A 25,009-nucleotide genomic window follows, 5' to 3' on the forward strand; every position below is an offset into this window, starting at 1 on the left:
GAACTTCTTCAGCTCCATGCGGTCCGGGTCGTTGCGGCGGTTCTTCTTGGTGATGTAGTTGCGGTGCTTGCACACCTCGCATGCCAAGGTGATCTTCGGCCGCACGTCGGTACTGGAAGCCATGACGGTTCTCTCTCAAATCTCTCAAGGTGTGCATTGTGTTGTGTTGTAGCGATGGCCGGACTCGAACCGGCGACCTAACGATTATGAGTCGTTCGCTCTAACCGACTGAGCTACATCGCCTCTGCCCGCCCCAATCCGGGTCGGGGCCGCCACGCCTGCTCGGCGTCCGCCGAGCCCCCTAACGGAATCGAACCGTTGACCTTTTCCTTACCATGGAAACGCTCTACCGACTGAGCTAAGGGGGCCGTTCACCCGAATCGGCAGTGCCGTGGGCCTAAAAGAGGGTACAACCTGGCTCGCAGCCGGACCAAACCACGGGCTCTTAGGGGGCGCTGTCGCCGCCTCGCCGCGGCTGCCACGCGCGGAGGTCGCTGAACTCGTCGTACTCCTCGGCCGCTGCGGCATCGGCTTCGGCTTCGGTGAGCAGGGTGCGCAACGCGAGATTGACGGCCTCGCGGGCGTCGGCCAGATGGAAGCGGCGTACCGCCTCGTCAATCAGATCGACGTCGATCTCGATCTCGACCTTCCTGATCATGCGCCAACAATACCCACTGGGCACACCGCCAATCGTTGCTCGCGGGAGGTTGTGCGGCGAAGTCCGCGGCGGCGCTGCGGGCCCCGGACGGGCAGGTCCTAGGCTGGTCACGTGTCAAACGACCGGCTGTACTTTCGTCAACTGCTCTCCGGTCGCGACTTCGCCGCCGGCGACATGTTCGCGACCCAGATGCGCAACTTCGCCTACCTGATCGGTGACCGCGAGACGGGCGACTGCGTGGTGGTCGACCCCGCGTACGCGGCGGGCGATCTGCTCGACACGCTCGAGGCCGACGGCATGCACCTGTCCGGGGTGCTGGTCACCCACCACCATCCCGACCACGTGGGCGGATCGATGATGGGCTTCTCGCTGCAGGGCCTGGCCGAGCTGCTGGAGCGGGCGGCCGTACCGGTACACGTCAACACTCATGAGGCGCAATGGGTTTCGCGGGTCACCGGCATCGGCCTCGGCGATCTGACCTCACATGAGAACCACGACAAGGTCAGCATCGGCGGCATCGAGATCGAGTTGCTGCACACTCCCGGCCACACGCCGGGCAGCCAATGCTTCCTACTCGACGGCCGACTGGTGGCCGGTGACACGTTGTTCCTGGAGGGCTGCGGCCGGACCGATTTCCCCGGCGGCGACTCCGACGAGATGTACCGCAGCCTGCGGCAACTCGCGACCCTGCCCGGTGACCCGATCGTTTTTCCCGGGCACTGGTATTCGGCGGAGCCCAGCGCGTCGCTGTCGGAGGTCAAACGCTCCAACTACGTGTATCGGGCCGCCGACCTCGGCCAGTGGCGCATGCTGATGGGCGGCTGAGGCGTTCGCTCGACCACGACGAATCGGCAACCGGCCTGTGATATAAGCGGAGGGTGGATTCCATGGGGTGGATCCAGGACAGCTGGAACGGAATCACGCACGCTGGGTCCAGCACCTGGATCGCGTGGGCGGCGTGGGCGGCGATCGCGCTCGCCGTCGTGACCCTGATCTTCACCAACCGCCAGATCACCCGCAATCGCCGGCTGGCCGCCGAACAGACGCGGCCGCAGGTCGCGATGTTCATGGAACCGCATCCCGCGGACTGGCACGTGATCGAACTGGTGGTCAGGAACTTCGGCCAGACCGCGGCGTACGACATCACGTTCTCGTTCATGAATCCGCCGACGGTGGCCGAATACGAGAACGCCACCGACGGCTACGCCGACGTCGCCGAACTGCGCCTGCCCCGCGAGTTGCCGGTGCTGGCTCCCGGCCAGGAATGGCGCATGGTGTGGGACTCGGCGCTCGACCGCGCCGAGATCGGCAGCGGCATCGAGTCCCGCTTCACCGGCACCATCCGCTACTACGACCGGCCGGAGCACGCGCACGGGCGCCGGTTTTGGGAACGCGAACGCGTGCCGCTGGAAACCCAGGTGGTGCTGGACTGGGACTCGTTGCCGCCGGTGCAGCGCATCGAGTTGATGACCACCCATGACCTGGCGAAGCGGGAGAAGCAGAAGCTGGAGCTGCTGCGCGGGCTGCTGACCTACTTCCACTACGCGAGTAAGGAAACCCGCCCCGAGGTGTTCCGCAGCGAGATCGAACGGATCAACGCCGCCGTGCGGGAGACGCAGGACAGGTGGCGCACCCGCCAGCTCGACGAGCCCACCGACGTCAGCCTGCGCTGGGGTGAGACCGAGGACGAGCTGGGCAAACACCACAGTGCGCCCGCGGGGCGGCAAGGAGCCAGCAACCCATGAGCGGCCCGGTCCACTACACCCTCAAGGATTCCGTCGCCGTCATCAGGATGGACGACGGCAAGGTCAACGCCCTGGGCCCGACAATGCAGCAGGCCCTGGGCGAGGCGATCGACCGGGCCGACGCCGACAACGCCGGGGCGTTGGTGATCACCGGCAACGAGCGGGTGTTCAGCGGCGGGTTCGACCTGAAGGTCCTCACCTCCGGCGAGGCGCAGCCGGCGATCGACATGCTGCGGGGCGGCTTCGAGCTGGCGTACCGGCTGTTGTCCCACCCCAAGCCGGTCGTGATGGCCTGCACCGGCCACGCCATCGCCATGGGGGCGTTCCTGCTGTCGTCCGGCGACCACCGGGTGGCCGCGCACGCCTACAACATTCAGGCCAACGAGGTGGCGATCGGCATGGTCATCCCCTACGCGGCCCTGGAGATCATGAAACTGCGCCTGACCCAGTCGGCCTACCAGCAGGCCGCCGGGCTGGCCAAGACGTTCTTCGGCGAGACGGCGCTGGCCGCGGGCTTCGTCGACGAGATCGTGCTGCCGGAGATGGTGGTCAGCCGCGCCGAGGAGGCCGCGCGCGAATTCGCCGGCCTGCACCAACACGCCCACGCCGCAACCAAATTGCGCGCGCGGGCGGATGCCCTGAAGGCCATCCGGGCCGGGATCGACGGCATCGAGGCCGAGTTCGGGCTGTAGCCCGCCCGACCCGCGCTGGTCAGCACGTTTTCGACACCGACGCCCGGGTACGCCGGCCGGCGCGCGCAGGCCGCCAAGGAGGCCGAATTGCTGAGCCTGGCGTCGCGCTGCCATCCCGAGACGTTGCGCCAGATGCGCTGGGCCAACGCGATGCTCAAAGAGTTGTCACCGCAGGTATTCATGAACTGAACGGCGAACGCGGTGGCCGCTGCCCGCCGCCACCGCGTTCTCTCGCCTCCTCGCGGCCAGTGTGGCACGTGCGGGACATGCCGTCACTTCACTGCCTGACGATGCGGCGGAACCGGTCCAGATACGCCGGCCAGTCCCACGTGGACAAGAAATCCTGCGTAGCCGCATACCCCCTGTCGCAGAGCTGTTCGAGGCGGCCCCGGGAAATGCCGAAGTCGAGCACGCTCACGTCGGTGGAGGCGACCCCGATGGTGCGGCACTTGACCCACGGCAGACTCAGCTGTGCCTGGTCGTGGCCGACCATCATGGTGGTGAAAAGGCTTTGCAGCAGGGCGGATTGTTTGAGGAAACGCAACGGGCGCAGGGCGGGGAACACCTGGTCTATGCCCTCGGCGAGCTTGGGCATCACCGTGACGCCGAACGTGGGCCAGCGCGGCGGTTTGCCGTCGGTGCGGTCCAGCGAGTCGATCGGGAAATTCGACAGGACGCCTCCGTCGACCAGGCAGGAGCTGAGCCCCATGGTGTTGGTCAGCGCGACCGGCGGGTAGAAGAACGGAATCGCCATCGAGGCACGGACCGCGTCGGCGACGGGCTGCTCGTCGGGATCGAGCCCGTAGAGGCGCCGATAGTCCCAGGGCAGTCGCACCAGCTGCGCCGCGGCGACGTCGGCGACGGTGACCGCGACCTGATAGCGCCGTTCCGGTGGGAGGTCGTCGTCGTCGATGGCCAGATCGCCGAACGTGACCACGCCTAGGTTTTTCAGCTCGCTACGGATCCAGTCGTGGGCGAAGTCGCCGCGGTACATGGCCGTGTCGCGCACCAGCCCCCATGCGGAGCCGACGACGGGCAGAGGCCCCGCGTCGCGCCATTTGCGCAACGGCACCGACAGCGCGAGCTCCCTGAGCTCACCACTGGTCAGTTGATCGCCCTTGGACGCGGCCGCCGAGATCACCGCGACCACCGAACCCGCCGAGACCCCCGACACCCGATAGGCCGAGTAGCCGGCATCCATGAGCCCGGCGACTGCGCCGACCAGGCCGATGAACTTCACGCCCCCGCCAGAGAGGACCAGGTCTACCGGCTTCTTCTCGGCCGCCATCTCAATCGTCCGCCGAAACCCATTGGTAGGGAAGGAATTTACCGTCCAGGGTCACCACGACCCGATCGCCCGAGGGGTGCGGCTTCTTCTGTAGGTCGACACTGAAGTTGATCGCGCTCATGATGCCGTCGCCGAACTGTTCGTGGATCAGCTCCTTGATGGCGCCGCCGTAGACCTGCAGGGCCTCGTAGAAGCGATAGATGGTGGGATCGGTCGGCACGGCGGTGGGCAGCCCGCCGCGCATGGGCGGCGCCGCGAGCACGGGCACCACCGATTCGCTCAGACCCAGCCTCTCGACGAGGATCCGTGCCGACTCAGCGGGAATGGGATGCTGGCCGAGCAGCGCGGCGGTGGTCCACAGCACCGGCCTGTCGATGGCGTCGGCCAGCTCCTGCCACGTCAGGCCAAGCCGCAGTCGAGCCAGGACGATCTGCTCGGTGATCTCGTGTCTGTTCATGGCCCAAGCATGCCCGGCGGCCCTCACGCCGGCTTACGGCCGCCTGCCTCACCACCGGCCGTGGTGGACGACCTCGGCGAAGGGGCGCCGATTCGGCGTGCGGATCGGCGTGAGCGGACGGTCGGCGGGATAACCGACGCCCAGCAGGAACGCCACCAGCCGGTCCTCGGGGACGCCGAGGATGGCGCGCGCCTTCTGCTGGTCCCCCACCGATGAATGCCCGGTCCCGATTCCGAGGTCGGTGGCGGCGATCATCATCGCCATCGTGGCCTGCCCGACGTCGTAGTTGTCGGTGACCAGCCTGCGCTCGTCCGGCGGCACGGGCACGACGATCGCGATCGCCGCGGCCGCGGCGGCGATGTGCCCGGCGCCCTGCCAGACGGTCGACAGCTCCTGCAGCTGCGCCCGGTCGGTGACGATCACGAAATCCCACGGCTGCCGGTTCTTCGCCGAGGGCGCGCGCCACCCGGCCTCGGCGATGCGGTTCAGGTCGTCTTCGGAAACCGGGTCCGGCTTGTACTGCCGGACATTGCGCCTGGCCCGGATCGCGTCCCAAGCCTCCATGGATGACCTCCTCATTCTCCAGCCGACCCCAGGTAAACGGGGGTAACGTCGTCCGAATTCCCCGCATACGCGCGCAGAAGTTTGATTCCGGCCATTACGGGAAGCCACGGTGAACCAGCTGTGCCGCCCACTCGTGATCCAGCTGAATGGCCCCGGATGAGGAAGGCGCGTAGCCGGCATGACAGAGAACCTGACGCCGCACTTCGAGGACGTCCAGGCCCACTACGACCTGTCCGACGACTTCTTCCGGCTGTTCCTCGACCCCACCATGACCTACAGCTGCGCGTACTTCGACCGCATGCGCGACATCCCGCTCGAAGAGGCGCAGCTCCGCAAGATGGACCTGGCGCTCGGAAAGCTGGGCCTGCGGCCCGGGATGACGCTGTTGGACGTCGGCTGCGGCTGGGGCGGAACCATGCGCCGCGCGCTCGAGAAGTACGACGTAGACGTCATCGGTTTGACACTGTCCAAGCACCAGTGCGCGCACGTGCAGAAGATGTTCGACGCGATGACCACCCCGCACAGCAGGCGGGTGCTGCTGCACGGCTGGGAAGAATTCGACGAGCCCGTGGACCGGATCGTCTCCATCGGCGCCTTCGAGCACTTCGGCTACGACCGCTACGACGACTTCTTCCAGAAGGCTTTCCGCATCCTGCCCGACGACGGGGTGATGCTGCTGCACACCATCACCATGCTGACCCCGGAACAGATCGTCGCACGCGGTCTGCCGATGACCGAGGAGCAGACCAGCTTCAACGACTTCATCGCCCGCGAAATCTTCCCGGGCGGCCAGTTGCCGCCGATCGAGATGGTGGAGTTCCACGCGTCGAAGATGGGTTTCAACCTGGCCCGCAGGCAGTCGCTACAGCTGCACTACGCCCGCACGCTCGACCTGTGGGCCGCCGCGCTCGAGGCGCACCACAGCGAGGCCGTCGCGATCCAGTCCGAAGAGGTCTACCAGCGATACATGAGGTATCTGACCGGTTGCGCCCAGGCGTTCCGGGACGGCTACATCGACATCAACCAGTTCACGCTGGCCAAATAGACGCGGCTCTCACCGGCCGGTCGGCTCGACAAGGCGGCGAAGGTTCTTCAGGCTCTCGTCGAGCGAGCGGCCGACCCAGAAGGCCGCCACCCGGTCCGCGATCAGGCCCAGCAGGCCGCCCTCCGAGCTGTAGGCGAGCCGAAACGTCACGCGGGTCCGGCCGGGGCCGGCGTCGCGCAGGCGGAACCGGCCACGCTGCGTCACGCCGGTGATGTTGATCCACGCCAGGTCCCGCGCCGCATCGAACTCCACGACCTCGGCGACGCCACCCACCGGGATCGAGCCGATCTTCCACAGCACGGTGTAGCGGGCGCCCACCCGGGCCGGGCCCTCGGTCAGCGTCTCCCAGCGCTCCAGGTGCGGGAGGAACGACGGGTAGCGATCCGGGTCGCTGAGCACCTTCCACACGGTGTCGCGGTCCGCGTCGACGACGATCCGGCGTTCGACGCGCATCAGCCGATCACCGGGAATCGGCGCTGCGCGGCAAGCCGATCCACGCCGGCCTGCAGGCTGGCGATCACCTCGTCGTACACCGCCTGGTCGTCGTCGCCCACCGTGATCGGCTCCTGCACCTCGATGACGATCTTGGCGGGCAGCGGAATGTGCCCCAACAGGTCGCTGACGTCGAGCCCCCAGGGCAAGGCCAGCGAGATGGGCACGCTCTTGAGCCGGATCACCTTGTCGAGCAGCAACAGTTTGGCTAGCCACTGCGCGCGACCCAGGAACAACGCGGTCTCCTGGCCGCCGACGCTGGCCACCGGAACGATCGGTACGCCCGTCTCGCGCGCGAGCCGCACGAAGCCCTTGCGGCCACCGAAGTCGACGACATGCCGCTGCCATGACGGGCGGAAGACCTCGTAGTCGCCGCCCGGGTACACCAGTACCGCGGCGCCGGATTCCAAAGCGAGGCGGGCGTTTTCGGGGCTGGCCGCGACCGTGCCGAACTTGCGCAGCCAGCGCAGCGGCGGATAGAGGGTGACCAGGTTGTGCGCGAGCTGATAGAACGGGCGCTCCACACCGAAGTACGAGCAGAACGCCAGGGTGAAGACGAACGTGTCGGGCGGGACGTTGCCGCCGCTGTGGTTGCCGACCAGCAGCACCGGCCCGTGCGGTGGGATGCGGTCGAGGCCGCGGACGTCGGCCCGGAAATAGAGCGAGGCCACCAGCCAGGTGGCGGGCAGCTGGTCCCGGATGAAGTCGGGGTCGCGCTGATCCAGGTCCGCCTTGGGCACCCGGTCGGCGATCTGCCTACTGGCCCACCCGATGGCATCCGCGACTGTCGCCATGGTGTCAGCCTGGCACAGCGGAGCCCGCCGGTGGAGGGACTTTCGTCGCCCGATGTCGGTGCGGGGGTCTATCGTTGCACCGCAATGGCGCTTCATCTCCACCGTGCCGAACGCACCGATGTCCTTGCCGACGCCCTCGGGGCCCTGCTGGCCAATCCGCAAGCCGATCCGTTCGCCGGGGAGCTGGTGCTGGTTCCCGCGCGCGGCGTGGAGCGCTGGCTCAGCCAACGGCTGTCGCACGTGCTCGGCCGGTCCCGGGGCGGCCCGGGCGGCGACGGGGTGTGCGCGGGGGTGGCGTTCCGCAGTCCCGGATCGCTGATCGCCGAGATCACCGGCGCCGCCGACGCCGATCCCTGGTCGCCGGACGCCATCACCTGGCCGCTGCTGGAGGTGATCGACTGCTCCCTGGACGAGCCGTGGTGCGCAACGCTGGCAACGCATTTGGGCCACTTCGACACCGGGCCCGAGGCGGAACTGCGCCGCGCCAGGCGGTATTCGGTGGCGCGCAGGCTGGCCGGGTTGTTCGCCTCGTACGCAAGCCAGCGTCCGCAATTGCTGGCCGCCTGGCTGAACGGCGACCCGGGCGACCTCGACACCGACCTGGCCTGGCAGCCGCAACTGTGGCGGGCGGTGGCGGCGATCATCCCGGCCGATCCGCCGCACGTCCGCCATCGGGACACGATCGCCCGGCTGCGGGCAGGCCCGACCGACCTGCCCACGCGGTTGTCGCTGTTCGGCCACACCCGGTTGTCGCGGACCGATGTGGAACTCCTCGAGGCGGTGTCGGCCCACCACGACCTGCACCTGTGGCTGCCGCACCCCAGCGACCAGCTGTGGCAGGGGTTGAGCGGTGTCCATGGCGTGGTGCGGCGACGCGACGACGACAGCAGGCGCGCGGCGCAGCACCCGCTGCTTCAGACCCTCGGCCGCGACCTGCGCGAGCTGCAACGCGCGCTGCCGATCCGCCGAGCAACCGATGAGTTCATCTGCGGTGCAACACGATCCGATACCCTGCTGGGCTGGCTGCAGTCCGACATCGCCGCCAATGCGGTCCGGCGGACGGGCCGCGCCCCGTCGCCTGACGACCGCTCGGTGCAGGTGCACAGCTGCCACGGCGCGGCACGGCAGGTCGGCGTGCTGCGCGAGGTGCTGCTCGGGTTGCTCGAGGACGACCCGACGCTGGAGCCCCGCGACATCGTCGTGATGTGCCCCGATATCGAGACCTACGCCCCGTTGATCGTCGCCGGCTTCGGGCTGGGGGACCTGCCCGGAGAAGGCCACCCCGCGCACCGGCTGCGGATGCGCCTGGCCGACCGGTCCCCCACCCAGACCAATCCGCTCCTCGCGGTGGCCGGGCAACTGCTGGGCATCGCCGGTGGCCGCACCACCGCCACCGAAGTGCTCAACCTGGCGCAGGCCCCGCCGGTGCGCGCTCGCTTCGGTTTCACCGACGACAACCTCGACTCGATCACGGCGTGGGTGCGGGAATCGGGCATCCGGTGGGGCTTCGACAAGGAACAGCGGGCGCCCTACGGACTGGACCACATCCTGCACAACACCTGGCGTTTCGGGCTCGACCGCATCCTCACCGGCGTCGCGATGTCCGACGACTCGCAGGCCTGGCTGAGCACCGCGCTACCGCTCGACGACGTGGGCAGCAACAAGGTCGAATTGGCCGGAAGATTGGCCGAATACGTCGCCCGGCTGCAGGGTGTGGTCGATTCGCTGACCGGAACCCGGCCGCTGACGGAGTGGATCGACGCGCTCACCGGCGGGGTCGCCGCACTCACCCGGGTGGCTGCCGGCGACGCGTGGCAGCCCGGGCAGCTGCGCCACGAGTTCGCAAAGGTCTTGGAACAGGCCGGCTCCCGCGAGTCGACCATGATGCGCCTGCCCGACGTGCGCGCGCTGCTGGCCGGTCGCCTGGCCGGGCGGCCGACCCGCGCGAACTTCCGCACCGGCACGTTGACCGTCTGCACCATGGTGCCCATGCGGTCCGTTCCCCATCGGGTGGTGTGCCTGGTCGGCCTCGACGACGGCGTCTTCCCCCGGTTCGACCGGCCCGACGGCGACGACGCGCTGGCCCGGACGCCGATGACCGGTGAACGCGACATCCGTTCGGAGGACCGGCAGTTGCTGCTGGACGCCGTGTGCGCGGCCACCGAAACGCTGGTGATCACGTACACCGGCAACGACGAGCACACCGGCCACCCGCGCCCGCCGGCCGTGCCGCTGTCCGAACTGCTCGACGCGCTGGACCAGACGACAACCCAACGCGTGCGCGACCGCGTGGTGGTGCACCATCCGTTGCAGCCCTTCGACATTCGCAACGTGACCCCCGGCGAGCTGGTCCCGGACCAGCCGTTCACCTTCGACCCCACCGCACTGGTGGCCGCCGAGGCCGCCGCCGGCGACCGGCATGCCGGCCGCCCGTTCTTCGCCGAGCCGCTTCCCGCGCCCCCGCGCGACGACGTCGCCCTGGCCGATCTGCTCACTTTCTTCCGGGACCCGGTGAAGGGTTTCTTCCGTGCGCTGGACTACGCGCTGCCCTGGGAAGTCGAGGACCTCGACGACGAGATGCCGGTCCACATCGACAATTTGGCCCAGTGGACCGTCGGCGATCGCATGCTGCGCGACATGCTGCGCGGCATGCATCCGGACACCGCCGCCAACGCCGAGTGGCGGCGGGGCACCCTGCCGCCCGGCCGCCTCGGGATGCGCAAAGCCGTCGAGATCCGCGACCAGGCCGCCGACCTGGCGCGCACGGCGTTACGGCACCGTCAGGTTGACGCCGACGCGTACGACGTCGACGTGGACCTCGGCGGCGGCCGCCGGCTCACCGGCACCGTGACACCCGTCTTCGGCGAGCGCACGGTGTCGGTCACGTACTCCAGGCTGGGTGGCAAACACCTGATGGAGTCGTGGATTCCACTGCTGGCCTTGAGCGCCGCCATACCGGGCCGCGGCTGGTCGGCCCTGTGCATCGGCCGCGCCCGAACCGATCACCGCATCGAACAGCGGCTGCTGGGACCGCCGGCGGATCCCCGTGCGACGCTCCGCGACCTGGTGCACCTCTACGACGCGGGCCGCCGAGAGCCGCTGCCGCTGCCGGTGCGGACGTCGTTCGCCTGGGCCGACGCCCGCCACGGCGGCAGGGACCCGGCGCGGGCGGCCGGCTGGCGGTGGCAGTCACAGAACAACTTTCACGGCGAGAACGCCGAGCCCGCGCACGAAAAGGTCTGGGGCAAACGGGCGCCGCTCAGCGTCTTGCTCGGCGCGCCGCATCTCGGCGAGGAGGTCGACGGGGAGGATTCCCGTCTGGGCGCGTTGGCGGTGCGGTTGTGGTTACCGCTGCTGCGCTCGGAGGTGCGTTGATGGAACGGTTCGACCTGCTCGGCCCCCTGCCCGGGCCCGGGTGCACGACCGTCCTCGAGGCCAGCGCCGGCACCGGAAAGACGTTCGCGCTGGCCGGGCTGGTCACCCGCTACCTCGCCGACGGCGTGGCCACCCTCGACGAGATGCTGCTGATCACGTTCAGTCGCGCCGCCAGCCGCGAACTGCGCGAGCGCGTCCGCGCACAGATCTCGCAAACCGTTGCTGCGCTGTGCAATCCGGCATCCGATGCCCCCAACGAGTTGGTGGCCCACCTGATGCGGGGCACCGCCGCCGACCGCGACCAGCGCTGCGGCAGGCTCAGGGACGCGCTGGCGGGATTCGACGCCGCCACCATCGCCACCACCCACGAGTTCTGCAGCATGGTGCTGAAATCCCTTGGCGTCGCCGGCGACACCGACGCCGGCGTGACACTGGTCGAGAGCCTCGAGGATCTCCTCACCCAGATCGTCGACGACCTCTACCTCGCGCGGTTCGCATCCGAGCGCGACGACGCGGCGCTCAGCCACGCCGACGCGCTGGCCCTGGCCCGCGCGGTGGTCCGCGACCCGTGCGCCGAGCTGCGGCCGCAACGGCCGGACGCGGGTTCGGTTGCGGAGGTGCGGCTTCGGTTCGCCAACGATGTGCTCGCCGAGCTGGAGCTGCGCAAGCACCGGCTCGGCATCCTGGGCTACGACGACCTGCTGCGCAGGCTCGCCACCGCGCTGCGCGCGCAGGATTCCGACGCCGCCAACCGGATGCGGGCCCGGTGGCCGATCGTCATGGTCGACGAGTTCCAGGACACCGACCCCATCCAATGGGAGGTCATCGGGCGCGCGTTCGGCGGCCACTCCACCGTGGTGCTGATCGGCGATCCCAAGCAGGCCATCTACGGCTTCCGCGGCGGCGACATCTACACCTACCTCGAGGCCGCCCGCACCGCCGGCGAGCGGCGCACGCTGGACGTCAACTGGCGCAGCGACACCGCGCTGGTCGAGCGTCTGCAGACCGTGCTACGCGGCGCGGCGCTGGGCGATCCGGGCATCCTCGTGGGCAAGGTCGAGACCCGCCTCGCCGGGCACCGGCTGGCCGGCGCGCCGCGCAATGCGCCGTTTCGGCTGCGCCTGGTCAACCGCTCCCTGTTCGGTGTCGATCAGACGAAAACCATTCCCATGTCCGAGCTTCGCCGCTACATCACCGCCGATCTGGCCGCCGACGTCGGCGCCCTGCGAGCGGGCGGCGCCACGTTCGACGGTGCCCCGGTCGAGCCCGGTCATGTGGCGGTGATAGTCGAGACCGGTGAGGATGCCCGGGCGTGCCAGAGCGCCCTGATCCAGGCCGGGATTCCCGCCGTCTACACCGGCGACGCCGATGTGTTCCTGTCCCAGGCCGCCGAGGACTGGCTGTGCCTGCTCAACGCGTTCGATCAGACCCACCGCAGCGGGATCGTGCGGGCCGCCGCGGCGACGGTGTTCTTCGGCAAGGCGGCCGACGCGTTGGCCGCCGGCGGCGACATGCTCACCGACGAGGTAGCGGCCACGTTGCGGGACTGGTCGGCCCAGCTGCGCGAACGCGGACCGGCGGCGGTGTTCGAGGCGGCGCAGTTGGCCGGGATGGGCCGGCGTGTCCTTGCGGAACGGGGCGGCGAGCGCACCATGACCGACCTCGCTCACATCGCCCAACTCCTGCACGACGTTTCGCACCGGGAGCGGTTGGCCCTGCCCGCGCTGCGCGATTGGCTGCGCCGGCAATGCGGCGAGCGAGACGGTGCACCCGAACGCAATCGTCGCCTCGACAGCGACTCCGCCGCGGTGCAGGTCATGACGGTGTGGGGGGCCAAGGGCCTGCAGTTCCCGATCGTGTACCTGCCCTTCGCGTTCAACCGGCACGTCTTCATCGACGACATCCCGATGTTTCACGACGACGCCGGTGTCCGCTGCCTGCACATCGGCGGCCCCGAGAGCCCGGACCTCGCCGAGACCGAGCGGTTCAGCCGGGCCGAGGCAGCGCGCAACGACATCCGGCTGACCTATGTCGCGTTGACCCGGGCGCAGTCCCAGGTGGTGGCGTGGTGGGCGCCGTCCTGGGACGAACCCAACGGCGGTCTGTCACGGCTGATGCGAGGCCGGCGCCTCGGCGAGGCCGACGTACCGGACCGGTGCGATCCGAAGACGATCACCGACGAGGAAGCTCGGGCCCGCTTCGACGCGTGGGAGGCCGCGGGCGGCCCGGTGATCGAGGAGGCCGCCGTCGCCGGGGTGCCCGCGCTTGCCGGGGCGGCGCCGCCGAACACCTTGGCAGTGCGGCACTTTCATCGCGTCATCGACACCGGCTGGCGGCGCACGTCGTACTCGGCGTTGATCCGCGACGTCGATGAGCCCGCGCTTGCCAGTGAACCGGAGGCCGGCGCCCGCGACGACGAGGTGGAGGTGACCCCGGCGGCGGTCCCGCCGGCCGCCGGCGCGGACGTGCCGTCCCCGATGGCCGATCTGCCGGCGGGTGCGACGTTCGGGTCGTTGGTGCACGCGGTGCTGGAGAGCGCCGACCCGCTCGCCGGCGACCTGACGGCCGAGCTGGAGGCGCGGATCCGAACGCATTCGGCATGGTGGCCCGTCGACGTCGATCCCGCCGTGTTGGCCTCGGCGCTGGTGCCGCTGCACGACACGGCGCTGGGGCCGTTGGCTCCCGGCGTCACCTTGCGGCAGGTCGCCCTCCCGGATCGGCTGCGCGAGTTGGCCTTCGAGATCCCGCTGGCCGGCGGGGACCTCCGCGGTGAGGTGCCCGACATCCGGCTCTCCGACGTCGGCGGACTGCTGGGCCGGCACCTCTCCCCCGACGATCCCCTGGCCGGTTACGCCGACCGGCTGAGGTCGGACGGGCTGGGCCGCCAGCCGCTGCGGGGTTACCTGTCCGGTTCGATCGACGCGGTGCTGCGCCTGCCCGGGCAGCGCTACCTCGTAGTGGATTACAAGACCAACCTGCTGGGTGGCACCGCGGCCGACTACAGTTTCCCCGCGCTGACCGAGGCGATGTTGCACTCGGACTATCCGCTGCAGGCGCTGCTGTATCTGGTTGTGCTCCATCGTTTCCTGCGATGGCGCCAGCCCGGTTACGATCCAGGGCGGCACCTGGGCGGGGTGCTGTACCTGTTCGTGCGCGGCATGTGCGGCGCCGCCACACCAGCGCCGGACGGCCGGCCCTGCGGCGTGTTCGGCTGGTCGCCTCCGGCCGAGCTGGCGGTCGCGCTGTCCGATCTGCTCGACGAGGGGCCACGCGCCGCATGAGCACCGTCGAGGAAATCCCCCAGGATCGATATGACCACCGATTCGCGCTCGCCGCCGCCGGCCTGCTCGGCGAATTCAACCGGGCCGGCGTGCTGGACGCCGCGGATGTGCATGCGGCGCAACGGATCACCACGCTCGCCGACGAGCCGGACGAATCGGTGGCGTTGGCGCTCGCGCTGCTGGTTCGTGCGCTGCGGGGCGGGGCGGTGTGCGTCGACCTGGCGAGCGTCGCCGCCGACGCCGACGCGCCGGAATTGCCGTGGCCGGAGCCGGGGGCGTGGCTGGCGTCGGTGCGTTCGAGCCGCCTGATCGCCGACCCCCCGGTGCTTCGGCTCTACCAGGATCGCCTGCTCTACCTCGACCGGTATTGGCGCGAAGAGACGCAGGTCTGCATCGACCTGCTGGCGCTGTCGGCGCCCATGGCTTCCGTCGAAGCGCGCGCCCTCGACCGCCTCTTCCCGGCCGGCTACGAGGAACAGCGCGCGGCGGCCCAGATCGTGCTGTCCCAAGCGGTTACGGTGCTCACCGGTGGTCCGGGGACCGGGAAGACGACGACCGTCGCCCGCCTTCTCGCGCTGTTGACCGAACACGCGGACCGGTCGGGCAGGGCGGGGCTGCGGATCGCGATGGCCGCGCCCACCGGCAAGGCGGCCGCGCGGCTGACCGAAGCGGTCGCGGCAGAGGTCGCCAGGCTCGAGCCCGCCGACCGCGAGCGCCTGGCCGGGCTGGAGGCGGTGACATTGCACCGCCTGCTCGGTAGCCGGCCCGACACGTCGGTACGGTTTCGTCACCACCGGGCCAACCGGTTGCCCCACGACGTGATCGTCGTCGACGAGACGTCGATGGTGTCGCTGACGATGATGGCGAGGCTGCTCGAGGCGGTGCGCGCCGACGCGCGGCTGATCCTGGTCGGCGACCCCGACCAACTGGCCTCGGTGGAGGCCGGAGCGGTGCTGGCGGACCTCGTCGACGGCCTGTCCGCCCGCGCCGACAGCCGCGTCGCCGCCCTGCTTTCGTCGCACCGGTTCGGTGAGTCGATCGGTGCGCTGGCCGACGCGATCCGCGACGGTGACGCCGACCGGGCGATCGCGGTATTGCGGGCCGGCGGCGATCACATCGACTGGGTGGAAGACGAGGATCCGACGGATCGTCTGCGGGCGATCCTGGTGCCGCACGCGCTCCGCGTCCGGCAGGCCGCCGTGTTGGGTGCCGACGCGGCGGCGTTGCAGGCGCTCGACGGGCACCGGCTGCTGTGCGCGCACCGGCACGGACGGTCCGGGGTGGAGCACTGGAACCGCCAGGTCCATCGATGGCTCACCGAGGACAGCGGCCTGCCGGTGTGGTCCCAGTGGTACGCGGGCCGGCCGCTGCTGGTGACCGCCAACGACTACGGGCTGCGGGTGTACAACGGCGACACCGGCGTGGTCGTCGCCCGCCAGGCGGGCCTGCGGGCGGTGATCTCCGGTGCCGCGGGGCGGCTGGAGTTCGCGACCAGCCGGCTTTCCGACGTCGAGACGATGTATGCGATGACCATCCACAAGAGCCAAGGCAGCCAAGCCGATGAGGTCACCGTGCTGCTCCCGCCGGAAGACTCTCACCTGCTGACGCGTGAGCTGTTCTACACCGCGGTGACGCGCGCCAAAACCAAGGTGCGCGTGGCCGGTTCGGAGAGCGCGGTACGCGCCGCCATCGGTCGGCGCGCGGTGCGCGCGAGCGGCCTGCGAGAGCGCCTCAAATCCGGTGTGGGCCTCGGCTGACGCCGCGGCCATGCCGGTGCGGAAGAATCGTGGTCGAGATGACTGACGTCGACGAAGCACCACCGGCATCCCGCCGGCCGCACATCCTGCGGCTCGCGGTGTTCGCCGCTTTCCTGCTCGCCATGTTCTTCCTGGTGGCCGTGGCGCACATCGTCAACGTCGAGGACGTGCGGCGCACCGTCTCGGCGACCGGTTCCGCGGCGCCCGTGACCTACGTCGTGTTGTCGGCCGCGCTGGGCGCGGTGTTCGTGCCGGGCTCGATACTGGCCGCGGGCAGCGGGTTGTTGTTCGGCCCGGTGCTGGGCATCGTCGTGACGCTGGGCGCGACGGTCGGCACGGCGATCGTGGCCAGCCTCGTGGGCCGTCGGGCCGGGCGGAACAGCGCGCGGGCGCTGTTGGGACCGGCGCGCGCGGACCGCATGGACGCGTTGATCGAACGCCGCGGACTCTGGGCCGTTGTCGGCCAGCGTTTCGTCCCCGGCCTATCGGACGCGCTGGCCTCCTACGCGTTCGGTGCGTTCGGAGTCCCGTTGTGGCAGATGGCCGTTGGCTCCTTCATCGGTTCGGTGCCGCGAGCGTTCGCCTACACCGCGCTGGGGGCGTCGATCGCGAATCGGTCATCCTGGCTGGCCTATTCGGCGATCGCGGTGTGGTGCATGACCGCCGTCGTCGGCGCCGTCGCCGCGCGGCAGGGCTACCGGAAGTGGCGCCGGCACGGCCGTCGCGCGGCTTCGGACGCGGAGGACGGCTAGTTCGCCGGTCGCTGCGCGGCCACGAACAGGTTTCCCGGCACCAAGTCCTCGACCTCTTTGGGCGCCGCGCGGTCGTAGCCGGCCATCAGTTCGGGGGACGGGGTCACGGTCACATCCCAGCCGTGGCGACGAAACCAGTCGCCGACGTCCTCGCGCTCCTCGAAGTACCACAGCTCGTCGGTCCTGGGCACCTCCCGGTCGGGGGCCACGCGCGCCATCAGCGCGCGGACCCGGTCCATGCGCTCACGGCGCTTCGCCCGCAGCTCCGGGTCGAGGAACCGCGGACCCAGCGCCTCCACGGCGACCCGGCTGCCGGGCGCGGTGAGCTGGTGCACGCGGTCGAAGAGCAACTCCTGGGCGGCGGCCGGCAGATACGGCATCAGCCCCTCCGCCGACCACACGCTGGGCTCCGATGGGTCAAAACCCGCCTGCCGCAACGCCGCCGGCCAATAGTGGCGCAGGTCCACGGGGACGGCGACGCGGTGGCATGCCGGCTGGGCCCCGTGTTCGGTCAGCGTCGACAACTTGAAGTCCAGCACCCGCGGCTGGTCCAGTTCGTAGACGCATCCGCCGTCCGGCCAGGGCAACCGCCACGCCCGCGCGTCCAGGCCCGCCGCCAAGATCACCGCCTGGCGAATCCCCGCGTCCGTCGCGGCGCGGAAGAAATCGTCGAAAAAGGCTGTCCGCGAGGCCATGTAGCCGACCATCGCCCGCATCTGCAGCGGCAACTCGGGTTCGGCCTCGACGAGTTCGGGCGGTAGCTGCGGCGCCGAGTGCCAGTTCCACACGCCGTCGCCGGCGGCATCGAGGAAGACCTGCGCGAACGGATCGCGGATCAAGGGATTCTCGCTGCGCGTCTCGGCGGCACGGGCGGAGGCCACACCCAGTGCGGTCGCCCCGACGCTCTCGGTGATCTCCCAGCTGTCGTTGTCGGTTCTGCCCACGCTCACGCCCTCCGATTCGCTAGCTCGCCTACCTAACCGACCCTACGCGCGGCGGGCGGGTGCGAGCTGTCGCGCACGGGACATCGGCGTTAAGTTGTCGGCGAGCCGGCGAGCGGACCGAGCAGCGGCGCCGAACGGATCCGAAGGATCATTACCACATGCGAGTCGACGGGCGCGAGGTGAGCGTTTCCGGCAGCTTGCTGCAGCCACTGACCCGGCGCACCAACGACATCCTGCGGCTGGCCGCGAGCGCGACCTTCCTCGCGGTGGTGATCACGAGTTCGCTGATCACCCGGCCGCAGTGGGAGGCGCTGGAGAAGTCGATCTCGCAGATCGTCGAGGTGCTCTCCCCGCGCCAGGCCGATCTGGTGTACCTCGCCTACGGTGTGGCGATCCTGGCGCTGCCGTTCATGATCCTGATCGGCCTGATCGTCGGCCGGCAGTGGAAACTGCTGGGCGCCTACGCGGCCGCCGCCCTACTCGCCGCGCTGCCGCTGTCGGTGGGCGGCAACGGGTTTTCGGCTCCGCGCTGGCACTTCGACCTCTCCGAACGCCTGCCGACGGTGTTGGGCCAGTTCCTCGACGACCCGCGCTGGATCGGCATGCTGGCGGCGGTGCTGACCGTTTCGGGGCCGTGGCTCCCCGCGCGCTGGCGGCATTGGTGGTGGGCGCTGCTGCTGGCCTTCGTGCCGATCCACCTCGTGGTCAGCGCCATCGTGCCCGCCCGTGCGCTGTTGGGCCTGGCGGTCGGCTGGCTGGTCGGCTCGCTGGTGGTTCTCGTGGTCGGTACCCCGGCGCTGGAGGTGCCGCTGGAGGCGGCCGTGCGCGCGATGGCCAGGCGCGGGTTCGTCGTCTCGCGGCTCACCGTGGTCCGGCCGGCGGGTCGGGGCCCGCTGGTCCTGTCGGCGGCGTGCGAACAGCCCGACCGCACGGCGGTCGTCGAGTTGTACGGCCCGCACCAACGCAGCGGCGGCACGCTGCGCCAGCTCTGGATCAAGCTGCGGCTGCGCGATACCGAGACCGGGCCCCTGGTGACCTCGATGCGCCGCGCCGTCGAGCACCGCGCGCTGATGACGATCGCCATCGGCGATGTCAATCTGGCCAACACCTCGACGATCGCCGTCGCCACCCTCGACCGGGGCTGGATTCTCTATTCGCACAAGCCTCCCCACGGCCTGCCGCTGGCCCGGTGCGCGCACTCGACGCCGGTGGACCGGGTGTGGCAGTCGCTGCGGATCCTCAACGACCAGCAGATCGCGCACGGGGACCTGCGCGGCAACGAGATCACCGTCGACGACGACGCCGTGCTGTTCGGCGGATTCCACAGCGCCGAGTACGGCGCCACCGACGCCCAACTGCAATCCGACATCGCCCAGCTGCTGGTGACCACGTCGGCCCTGTACAACCCCAAGTCGGCCGTGGCGGCCGCGATCGACGCCTTCGACAGGGAAACCGTGCTCACCGCGTCGCGCCGCCTGACGAAAGTGGCTGTGCCCCGGACCATTCGGAGGTCGATCCAGGATGCGGGCACCGTCATCTCCGCCGCCCGCGCGGAGGTGAAGCGGCAGACCGGCGCCGACCAGATCAAGCCCGAGACCATCACCCGGTTCACCCGCAGTCAGCTCATTCAGCTGGTGCTGTTCGGCGCGCTCGTCTACGTCGCGTATCCCTTCATCAGCACCGCGCCCACCTTCGTCTCGCAGCTGCGGACCGCGCACTGGTGGTGGGCACTGCTGGGTCTGGCGGTGTCGGCGCTGACCTACGTCGGGGCGGCCGCCGCGCTGTGGGCGTCCGCGGACGAGAAGGTGAGCTTCTGGAGGCTGTCGGTCGCGCAGGTGGCCAACACGTTTGCCGCCACGACGACACCCGCCGGGGTGGGCGGGCTGGCGCTCAGCACGCGGTACCTGCAAAAGGGTGGTGGGCTGTCCGCCATGCGGGCCACCACGGCGGTGGCCCTGCAGCAATCCGTGCAGGTGATCATGCACCTGCTGTTGCTGATCCTGTTCAGCACGGTTGCGGGCGCGTCGATGAACCTCTCGCACTTCGTGCCCACCGCCACGGTCCTGTACCTGATCGCGGGTGTGGCACTGGGGATCATCGGCACCTTTTTGTTCGTGCCCAAGCTGCGCCGCTGGCTGGCGACGGACGTGCGCCCCAAACTCAAGGAGTTGGCAACCGACCTCGTCGAGGTGGCCCGAGAGCCACAGCGGTTGGGGCTGATCGTCCTCGGTTGCGCCGGAACGACTCTCGGTGCGGCGCTGGCGCTGTGGACCAGCGTCGAGGCGTTCGGCGGCGGCGCTTCGTTCGTCACCTGCACCGTGGTCACCATGGTCGGCGGAACGCTGGCCTCCGCCGCGCCGACACCCGGGGGCGTCGGGGCGGTCGAGGCGGCGCTGATCGGTGGGCTGGCCGCCTTCGGCGTGCCGCCCGCGGTCGGCCTACCGTCGGTCCTGTTGTACCGGGTGCTCACCTGCTGGCTGCCGGTGTTCGCCGGCTGGCCGGTGATGCGGTGGTTGACCCGGAACGAGATGATCTGAGGTCCGGTACGGGATCACTCGAACGGGGACTGCACCACCACGAGAATGGTTGACGTGCGGGAGCTTTGGCCGACGGTCGAGGTCAGGTACGCCAGGTAGTACTCGTCGGACACCGATCGTGCCACCGTGATGGGTACGTCGATGCTCGCCGACCCGTCCGGGGAGAACTGGCCCGTCGAGGGCGTCACGGTGATGCCGCCGGCCGAGGCGCTGCCCGTGACGGTGTAGCCGCCGGCATCGCCGGTCATCCGCTGTGCGTCGAGCCTGACCGTGCCCGTGTTGCCCGGGGCGATGGTGACGATCGGGTTCGGGACGTTGACGGTCACCGCCGAACCGCCGGCACCGAACGACGGTGGGGCGGAGGATTCGCCCGTGCCCCAACTCCTGTCCGGATAGGCGGCAAGCGTGAAGCTCAGTTCCCCTCCGGTGCGGATGAACGACTCGGGCAACCACGTGTGGTCGGTGGCCTGCCCGTCGACGCGCAGGCCGCTGACGTATTTGAGGTGGCGCGGTCCGGACGCGCCGGGCGCCGCGATCCGAATGGTTTTGCCGCCCGGAAGCGCGATCACGGCACGGTCGAAGAGCGGTGCGGCCACGGTGAGGATCGACGTTCCCGGCGTGCTCGGATACAGTCCCAGCGCCGCCCAGACGTACCAGCTGGCCATCGCGCCCAGATCGTCGTTGCCCGGTTCCCCGTCGGCCGTCGGGCCGAACAGCCCGCGCACCCGGTCGACCGTGCGCTGCGCCTTCCACGGTTGACCGATGTAGTTGTACAGCCACGGCACCCCGAAACCGGGTTCGTTACCGGCCCACAGGTAGGGCTCGTTGGGGCCGACGTTCAGCTTCCTGGTGAAGCCGTCGAGCCGCCCGGCCACCGCCTGGCGACCGCCGAGCGCGGTCACCAGGCCGGCCACGTTGTGCGGCACCCACCAGACGTACTGCGCGGCGTTGCCCTCGTCGAATCCGACCTGGCCGAAATCGGAGGGCGAGACCACGAACGCGGGACCGGCGCGGAAAAAGCTGGGCCAGCTGCGGGGCGAGATGTACCGGGTGGTCGGGTTGAACAGGTTCTGCCAGTACTGCGACCGCCGCTGGAATTCGGCGGCGGTCGCGGTGTCGCCGAGCGAATCGGCGAACCGCGAGATGGTGAAGTCGTCCACCGACCACTCGAGTGTGATCGACGCCGCGGCGATCCAGCCGTCGGTGCGGAACTCGAAGGAGAACGGCGCATAGCCGAACTGCAGGTACGTCTCGATGCCCGGCCGCTCGACGTAACCGCCCAGCCCCACACCGCCTTTCGTCGCCGCGTTCACCATGTAGCGCAAGGCCGCCCGGGTGTCGAAGCCCTCCGCGCCGAAGGCATGGAGGTTCACGATGAGCGGCACCACGTTGTCACCGCTCATCTCCGCGGTCGCGGCGTTGGCCAGCGCCCAGCGCGGCAGCGCTCCGCTCTGCTCGGCGTCGTTCACCAGCGATTGGGCCATATCGCCGGCTCGGTCCGGAAAAAGCAGCGCCTGCAACGGGGCCAGACATCGGTAGGTGTCCCAGTCGGAGAAGTTGGCGTACTGGGTGTGCCCGGCAGCCACGGTGTGCACCGCACCGTCGAACCCGATGTAGCGCCCGTCCGCGTCGTTGAAGGTGTTGGGGTGCAACAACGATCGATACAGGGAGGTGTAGAACGTTTCCAGGTCACCGGCGTTGCGGCCGGCGACCGAGATGCGCGACAGGGTGGCGTTCCACGTCCTTGACGCGGCGCGGCGCACGTCGTTGAAGCCGGCTGCACCCTCGGCCGCCAGGTTGGCCCGCGCCCCGTCGATACCGACGTAGGAGATCGCGGTCCGCACCTCGAGCACGGCCCCGGCCGGGAACTCGACGTATCCACCGCTGTACGGCGAATTCGCGCTGCGGGTATTCGGATACACCGCATTGCCGTCCCATGCCCCGTAAGAAACGAATGGCTGGCTGAATTTCATGGCGAAATAGACGGTGTAGGTGTTGTCCTTGCCGCAGAACCCGCCGCTGGTGGCCCAGCCGGTGATGGTGGTGTTGTCCTCACCGATGTGGATGGTCGCGCGGGAGTTGCCCGCCAGCGACGCTCCGGAACGCACGTGCAACAGCGCGGGGCGGCCGTTGCGGGGATAGCTGAATCGACCGACGCCCGTGCGCGTGGTGGCGGTCAGTTCCGCCTTCACCCCGGTACCCGGGAATCGCACCGTGTAGTAGCCCGGCACGCCCCGTTCGGTGTCGTCGTGGGCGATCCGTTCCCAGGCTTTCCAGGGCTGCGAGCCAATTTCGTTGGTGGTCGGCAACATTGAGATGTCGCCGAACGCGGCGCAGCCCACGGAGGCGTGGGTCATGCTGAACCCGGTCGAGCGCGGGTTGTCGTAGTTGTAGCCGGCGTAATTGCCGACGGTGTCCGGTGAGTACTGCACCATTCCGAACGGCATGGTGGCGCCGGGGAAGTTGTTGATCTCCCCCACCGTATGGCCACCGGTTCCGGTGCCGATCAGCGTGGCGACGTGGTCGACGGGGTCGGTCACGAATCCGGGCTCGCCGTCGTAGGCAACGGGCGGCGGCGCCGCAGCGACGAACGCGATGAAGACGACCGACGCCGCCAGGAGCGCGACGAGGGCCCTGCGTGACCGCATACCTGTCTCTTACTGGACAACGGTGTGTTGGGTGGCTGTTTCTTCAAACGAATTGGATAACGATTTGCGGATCCGGCCGGGCAGCTCAAAGCACGCATCAGAAGGACGGCACCGCCCGCGTCCCCGCGCGGAAAGCGGTGGTGATTCCGGCCCAGGGACCGGACCACCATCGCACCCTGACCGAGGAAGATGACGCTACGCCGCGCAACCGAACGGGCTTACGGTGAAACCCATGGCAGAACAGTCATATGCGATCGACGCCGGGCACCCGCCGTCGATCCTGCTGCGCTTGGTCAACCCGGTGTTGGGGTTGCTGCTGCGCACGCCGCTGGCCGGCCCCGCCCGCAAGCAGCTGATGGTGCTGAGCTTCACCGGGCGAAAAACCGGCCGGTCGTTCACGATTCCGGTGAGCGCTCACGTCATCGACGGTCAGCTCTACGCGCTGACGGGGGCCGCGTGGAAGCGGAATTTCCGGGGCGGCGCGCCGGCCCGGGTGGTCTACGACGGCGAGACGACCGCGATGCGCGGGGAGCTCATCTCGGACCGCGCTGTGGTGTCCGATCTCTTCCTACGCTGCGCCGAGTCCTACGGCGTCCAGCGCGCCCAACGCATGATCGGCCTGAAGTTCCGCGACAATCGCATGCCGACGCGGGAAGAGTTCGCCGAGGCGGTCGACCGGATGAACTTGGGAGCGGTCCGCCTGGCGCGCGGCGGCTAGCGACCGCTACTCGGTAGAGCCGGCGGCGCGCAGGTGGGCGGCGAGCAGGCTCTGGTCGAATCGTGAGCGCGACCCGATGGCCTCCTTGGCCAGCTCGGGGAAGTCTTTCGCGATTTGTTCGGCGAGCACGCCCAGCTTCATGTTGCGCACCTGGGACAACGACTTGAGCAGGTTGAACGCCGCCTTCTCGTCGACGCCGTAGACCAGCATCAGCATCCCCTTGGTTCGCTCGATCGCGCCGCGACGGTCGGCGATCTCGGCGACCTGTGCGCTGATGGCCTCCTCGCGCTTGCGGCTCGACGTCGGCGTGACGTCGACGTAGAAGCCGTGGGTGCCGATGACTTCACCGCTGTCGTCGCAGAATTGGTCGCCCACCACGACCACGTCGTGGGTGTTGCCGCGGGTGTCGACGATGCGGTGCCGGGTGCTGAACGGGCGGCGACGCTTGATCATGTCGTCGATGCCTTCGGCCACCCTGGCCCGGTCCGCGGGGTGCTTGTGGGACAGCACCAGCTCGGTCGTCGGGGTCACCGTTCCCGGCTCGTAGCCGTGCATGCGGTGCACCTGGTCGGACCATTCCCAGCGTTGATCCTCGAAGTAGAAGCGGAACCAGCCCGCCCGCTGCGGGGCGCCTCCCGCGAGCGCCCGCTCAACCGCCGCCGTCTGGCCGTCTAGATCCCACGCCACGACACACGCTCCGGACGGGACGCCGACGCCCAATTCTCGGGCGACGCCTGCCGGATGGCGTCGCTTTCCTGCAGCCGCAGCGCCGACACGCGGCACAGTTCGCGGGATCGGTCGACCTGCCGCCGCGCGCGTTCCACGGAGTCGGCCGCCGAACGCTGCAGCGACCTGGCGACGTCCGAGGGCGTGCCGCGGGCCGTCCGCGCGCTGCGCCGAACGGTCTCCCGCAGCTCGGCGGTGCGGCGCGCCGAACGGGCGCGATGAGCCCGCTGCCGACAGGCCGACGTGCAGTAGAGGGCGTCGGACCGGGCCGAGAACCCCGCCCCGCACACCGCGCATGTCATCCCCGACATATCCGTTACGTTACAGCTGACGCCGGCGCGTTACGGCTGGACCCGGGAAGTACGGGGCGCCGGATGCGGGCGGATTTACTGGCCCGGGTCGCATTACACGAAACTGGTCCAGCTCGTACAAAGGCTGCGCGACCAGCTCGGTGACCGCCCGGCGCCCCGTACTTCCCGGGTCCAGCCGTAACGCGCCGGCGTCAGCTGTAACGTAACGGATATGTCGGGGATGAC

At 69.6% G+C, this 25,009-nt stretch carries 21 protein-coding genes, 2 tRNA genes and 1 pseudogene; 11 read left to right on the forward strand and 13 right to left on the reverse strand.

The genetic code is table 11. The features are described 5' to 3' along the window. From rpmG to A9X04_RS09025, 4 genes are all read right to left on the reverse strand, one after another. Positions 1-123 (reverse strand): 50S ribosomal protein L33 (rpmG, locus tag A9X04_RS09010; RefSeq protein ID WP_067919557.1); only part of this gene is annotated, 123 nt, incomplete at its 3' end. A gap of 46 nt (positions 124-169) precedes the next feature. Further along, positions 170-243 (reverse strand) — tRNA-Met (locus A9X04_RS09015). Positions 244-295: 52 nt separating this feature from the next. Further along, positions 296-368, reverse strand: a tRNA-Thr gene (locus tag A9X04_RS09020). Positions 369-445: 77 nt separating this feature from the next. After that, positions 446-658: a type II toxin-antitoxin system VapB family antitoxin gene (locus A9X04_RS09025; protein WP_067919510.1), complete on the reverse strand. Its 213-nt coding sequence runs from the start codon at positions 656-658 to the stop codon at positions 446-448. A 111-nt stretch (positions 659-769) separates the two neighbouring features. Between A9X04_RS09025 and A9X04_RS09030 the strand changes: the two genes are divergently transcribed. The 3 genes from A9X04_RS09030 to A9X04_RS09040 all read left to right on the forward strand — a co-directional run bounded on the left by A9X04_RS09030 (position 770) and on the right by A9X04_RS09040 (position 3,095). Further along, positions 770-1,483: an MBL fold metallo-hydrolase gene (locus A9X04_RS09030; protein ID WP_067919512.1), complete on the forward strand. Its 714-nt coding sequence runs from the start codon at positions 770-772 to the stop codon at positions 1,481-1,483. A gap of 62 nt (positions 1,484-1,545) precedes the next feature. Then, complete coding sequence (locus tag A9X04_RS09035) at positions 1,546-2,403, forward strand: hypothetical protein (RefSeq protein WP_067919514.1); 858 nt, start codon at positions 1,546-1,548, stop codon at positions 2,401-2,403. After that, positions 2,400-3,095, forward strand: a complete 696-nt coding sequence (locus tag A9X04_RS09040) for a crotonase/enoyl-CoA hydratase family protein (RefSeq protein ID WP_067919516.1) — start codon at positions 2,400-2,402, stop codon at positions 3,093-3,095. The genes A9X04_RS09035 and A9X04_RS09040 overlap by 4 nt, the downstream gene beginning before the upstream one ends. 277 nt (positions 3,096-3,372) lie before the next feature. On the opposite strand, the gene A9X04_RS09045 is transcribed toward A9X04_RS09040, so the two are convergent. From A9X04_RS09045 to A9X04_RS09055, 3 genes are read right to left on the reverse strand one after another with little or no spacing between them, the layout of a single operon-like run. Beyond that, positions 3,373-4,383 (reverse strand): patatin-like phospholipase family protein, encoded by a 1,011-nt coding sequence (locus tag A9X04_RS09045; protein WP_067919523.1) that lies wholly within the window; start codon positions 4,381-4,383, stop codon positions 3,373-3,375. A gap of 1 nt (position 4,384) precedes the next feature. Further along, the gene (gene cynS / locus A9X04_RS09050) at positions 4,385-4,840 is read right to left on the reverse strand and encodes a cyanase (protein WP_067919528.1); all 456 of its coding nucleotides are present in this window, start codon (positions 4,838-4,840) and stop codon (positions 4,385-4,387) included. Positions 4,841-4,888: 48 nt separating this feature from the next. Next, the gene (locus tag A9X04_RS09055) at positions 4,889-5,404 is read right to left on the reverse strand and encodes a nitroreductase family protein (RefSeq protein WP_067919531.1); all 516 of its coding nucleotides are present in this window, start codon (positions 5,402-5,404) and stop codon (positions 4,889-4,891) included. A gap of 178 nt (positions 5,405-5,582) precedes the next feature. Here A9X04_RS09055 and A9X04_RS09060 point away from each other — a divergent pair, with 178 nt between their 5' ends. Continuing rightward, positions 5,583-6,449 (forward strand): cyclopropane mycolic acid synthase family methyltransferase, encoded by an 867-nt coding sequence (locus A9X04_RS09060; protein ID WP_067919533.1) that lies wholly within the window; start codon positions 5,583-5,585, stop codon positions 6,447-6,449. A gap of 9 nt (positions 6,450-6,458) precedes the next feature. On the opposite strand, the gene A9X04_RS09065 is transcribed toward A9X04_RS09060, so the two are convergent. Together A9X04_RS09065 and A9X04_RS09070 are read right to left on the reverse strand one after the other, a co-directional pair. Continuing rightward, the gene (locus tag A9X04_RS09065) at positions 6,459-6,902 is read right to left on the reverse strand and encodes an SRPBCC family protein (protein WP_067919535.1); all 444 of its coding nucleotides are present in this window, start codon (positions 6,900-6,902) and stop codon (positions 6,459-6,461) included. Further along, positions 6,902-7,735 (reverse strand): lysophospholipid acyltransferase family protein, encoded by an 834-nt coding sequence (locus A9X04_RS09070; RefSeq protein ID WP_067919536.1) that lies wholly within the window; start codon positions 7,733-7,735, stop codon positions 6,902-6,904. The genes A9X04_RS09065 and A9X04_RS09070 overlap by 1 nt, the downstream gene beginning before the upstream one ends. Before the next feature lie 84 nt (positions 7,736-7,819). On the opposite strand from A9X04_RS09070, the gene recC reads away from it, so the two are divergent. From recC to A9X04_RS09090, 4 genes are read left to right on the forward strand one after another with little or no spacing between them, the layout of a single operon-like run. Next, positions 7,820-11,110: an exodeoxyribonuclease V subunit gamma gene (recC, locus tag A9X04_RS09075; RefSeq protein WP_067919537.1), complete on the forward strand. Its 3,291-nt coding sequence runs from the start codon at positions 7,820-7,822 to the stop codon at positions 11,108-11,110. Next, positions 11,110-14,391, forward strand: a complete 3,282-nt coding sequence (locus A9X04_RS09080) for a UvrD-helicase domain-containing protein (RefSeq protein WP_067919538.1) — start codon at positions 11,110-11,112, stop codon at positions 14,389-14,391. The genes recC and A9X04_RS09080 overlap by 1 nt, the downstream gene beginning before the upstream one ends. Beyond that, positions 14,388-16,148 carry an exodeoxyribonuclease V subunit alpha gene (recD, locus tag A9X04_RS09085; RefSeq protein WP_067919544.1) on the forward strand — a complete coding sequence of 587 codons (1,761 nt, stop codon included), beginning with the start codon at positions 14,388-14,390 and terminating at the stop codon, positions 16,146-16,148. Before A9X04_RS09080 ends, recD begins: the two co-directional genes overlap by 4 nt. Positions 16,149-16,186: 38 nt before the next feature. Continuing rightward, on the forward strand, positions 16,187-16,900 hold the full coding sequence (locus A9X04_RS09090) for a TVP38/TMEM64 family protein (protein WP_067919558.1): 714 nt from the start codon (positions 16,187-16,189) through the stop codon (positions 16,898-16,900). Here the strand turns inward: A9X04_RS09090 and A9X04_RS09095 are convergent. Continuing rightward, complete coding sequence (locus A9X04_RS09095; RefSeq protein ID WP_067919563.1) at positions 16,897-17,844, reverse strand: class I SAM-dependent methyltransferase; 948 nt, start codon at positions 17,842-17,844, stop codon at positions 16,897-16,899. The two genes, A9X04_RS09090 and A9X04_RS09095, sit on opposite strands and share 4 nt — an antisense overlap. Positions 17,845-18,002: 158 nt before the next feature. Between A9X04_RS09095 and A9X04_RS09100 the strand changes: the two genes are divergently transcribed. Continuing rightward, positions 18,003-20,381, forward strand: a complete 2,379-nt coding sequence (locus A9X04_RS09100) for a lysylphosphatidylglycerol synthase transmembrane domain-containing protein (protein WP_067919547.1) — start codon at positions 18,003-18,005, stop codon at positions 20,379-20,381. 14 nt (positions 20,382-20,395) lie between these two features. Here the strand turns inward: A9X04_RS09100 and A9X04_RS09105 are convergent, their stop codons facing one another. Then, positions 20,396-23,029, reverse strand: coding sequence for a GH92 family glycosyl hydrolase (locus A9X04_RS09105; RefSeq protein WP_067919549.1), 2,634 nt, complete (start codon positions 23,027-23,029; stop codon positions 20,396-20,398). Positions 23,030-23,261: 232 nt separating this feature from the next. On the opposite strand from A9X04_RS09105, the gene A9X04_RS09110 reads away from it, so the two are divergent. Beyond that, positions 23,262-23,747 carry a hypothetical protein gene (locus tag A9X04_RS09110; protein ID WP_067919551.1) on the forward strand — a complete coding sequence of 162 codons (486 nt, stop codon included), beginning with the start codon at positions 23,262-23,264 and terminating at the stop codon, positions 23,745-23,747. A gap of 6 nt (positions 23,748-23,753) precedes the next feature. Here the strand turns inward: A9X04_RS09110 and A9X04_RS09115 are convergent, their stop codons facing one another. Together A9X04_RS09115 and A9X04_RS09120 are read right to left on the reverse strand one after the other, a co-directional pair. Beyond that, positions 23,754-24,434, reverse strand: coding sequence for a PAS and ANTAR domain-containing protein (locus A9X04_RS09115; protein ID WP_067919553.1), 681 nt, complete (start codon positions 24,432-24,434; stop codon positions 23,754-23,756). Then, the gene (locus A9X04_RS09120; protein WP_156764283.1) at positions 24,419-24,784 is read right to left on the reverse strand and encodes a hypothetical protein; all 366 of its coding nucleotides are present in this window, start codon (positions 24,782-24,784) and stop codon (positions 24,419-24,421) included. Before A9X04_RS09120 ends, A9X04_RS09115 begins: the two co-directional genes overlap by 16 nt. A gap of 61 nt (positions 24,785-24,845) precedes the next feature. Here A9X04_RS09120 and A9X04_RS31375 point away from each other — a divergent pair. Then, a pseudogene (locus A9X04_RS31375) lies at positions 24,846-24,965 on the forward strand (hypothetical protein); the annotation flags it as partial. Positions 24,966-25,009: the final 44 nt, after the last annotated feature.

Source organism: Mycobacterium sp. E3247 (genome assembly GCF_001667785.1).
In the GTDB taxonomy this organism is placed as follows: Bacteria; Actinomycetota; Actinomycetes; order Mycobacteriales; family Mycobacteriaceae; genus Mycobacterium.

Bases quoted from the DNA above. Each gene is read 5' to 3' on its own strand.
- A9X04_RS09025 (WP_067919510.1), bottom strand. From the start codon at position 658: ATGATCAGGAAGGTCGAGATCGAGATCGACGTCGATCTGATTGACGAG.
- A9X04_RS09035 (WP_067919514.1), top strand. From the start codon at position 1,546: ATGGGGTGGATCCAGGACAGCTGGAACGGAATCACGCACGCTGGGTCC.
- A9X04_RS09040 (WP_067919516.1), top strand. From the start codon at position 2,400: ATGAGCGGCCCGGTCCACTACACCCTCAAGGATTCCGTCGCCGTCATC.
- A9X04_RS09045 (WP_067919523.1), bottom strand. From the start codon at position 4,383: ATGGCGGCCGAGAAGAAGCCGGTAGACCTGGTCCTCTCTGGCGGGGGC.
- cynS (WP_067919528.1), bottom strand. From the start codon at position 4,840: ATGAACAGACACGAGATCACCGAGCAGATCGTCCTGGCTCGACTGCGG.
- A9X04_RS09055 (WP_067919531.1), bottom strand. From the start codon at position 5,404: ATGGAGGCTTGGGACGCGATCCGGGCCAGGCGCAATGTCCGGCAGTAC.
- A9X04_RS09060 (WP_067919533.1), top strand. From the start codon at position 5,583: ATGACAGAGAACCTGACGCCGCACTTCGAGGACGTCCAGGCCCACTAC.
- A9X04_RS09065 (WP_067919535.1), bottom strand. From the start codon at position 6,902: ATGCGCGTCGAACGCCGGATCGTCGTCGACGCGGACCGCGACACCGTG.
- A9X04_RS09070 (WP_067919536.1), bottom strand. From the start codon at position 7,735: ATGGCGACAGTCGCGGATGCCATCGGGTGGGCCAGTAGGCAGATCGCC.
- recC (WP_067919537.1), top strand. From the start codon at position 7,820: ATGGCGCTTCATCTCCACCGTGCCGAACGCACCGATGTCCTTGCCGAC.
- A9X04_RS09080 (WP_067919538.1), top strand. From the start codon at position 11,110: ATGGAACGGTTCGACCTGCTCGGCCCCCTGCCCGGGCCCGGGTGCACG.
- recD (WP_067919544.1), top strand. From the start codon at position 14,388: ATGAGCACCGTCGAGGAAATCCCCCAGGATCGATATGACCACCGATTC.
- A9X04_RS09090 (WP_067919558.1), top strand. From the start codon at position 16,187: ATGACTGACGTCGACGAAGCACCACCGGCATCCCGCCGGCCGCACATC.
- A9X04_RS09100 (WP_067919547.1), top strand. From the start codon at position 18,003: ATGCGAGTCGACGGGCGCGAGGTGAGCGTTTCCGGCAGCTTGCTGCAG.
- A9X04_RS09105 (WP_067919549.1), bottom strand. From the start codon at position 23,029: ATGCGGTCACGCAGGGCCCTCGTCGCGCTCCTGGCGGCGTCGGTCGTC.
- A9X04_RS09110 (WP_067919551.1), top strand. From the start codon at position 23,262: ATGGCAGAACAGTCATATGCGATCGACGCCGGGCACCCGCCGTCGATC.
- A9X04_RS09120 (WP_156764283.1), bottom strand. From the start codon at position 24,784: ATGTCGGGGATGACATGCGCGGTGTGCGGGGCGGGGTTCTCGGCCCGG.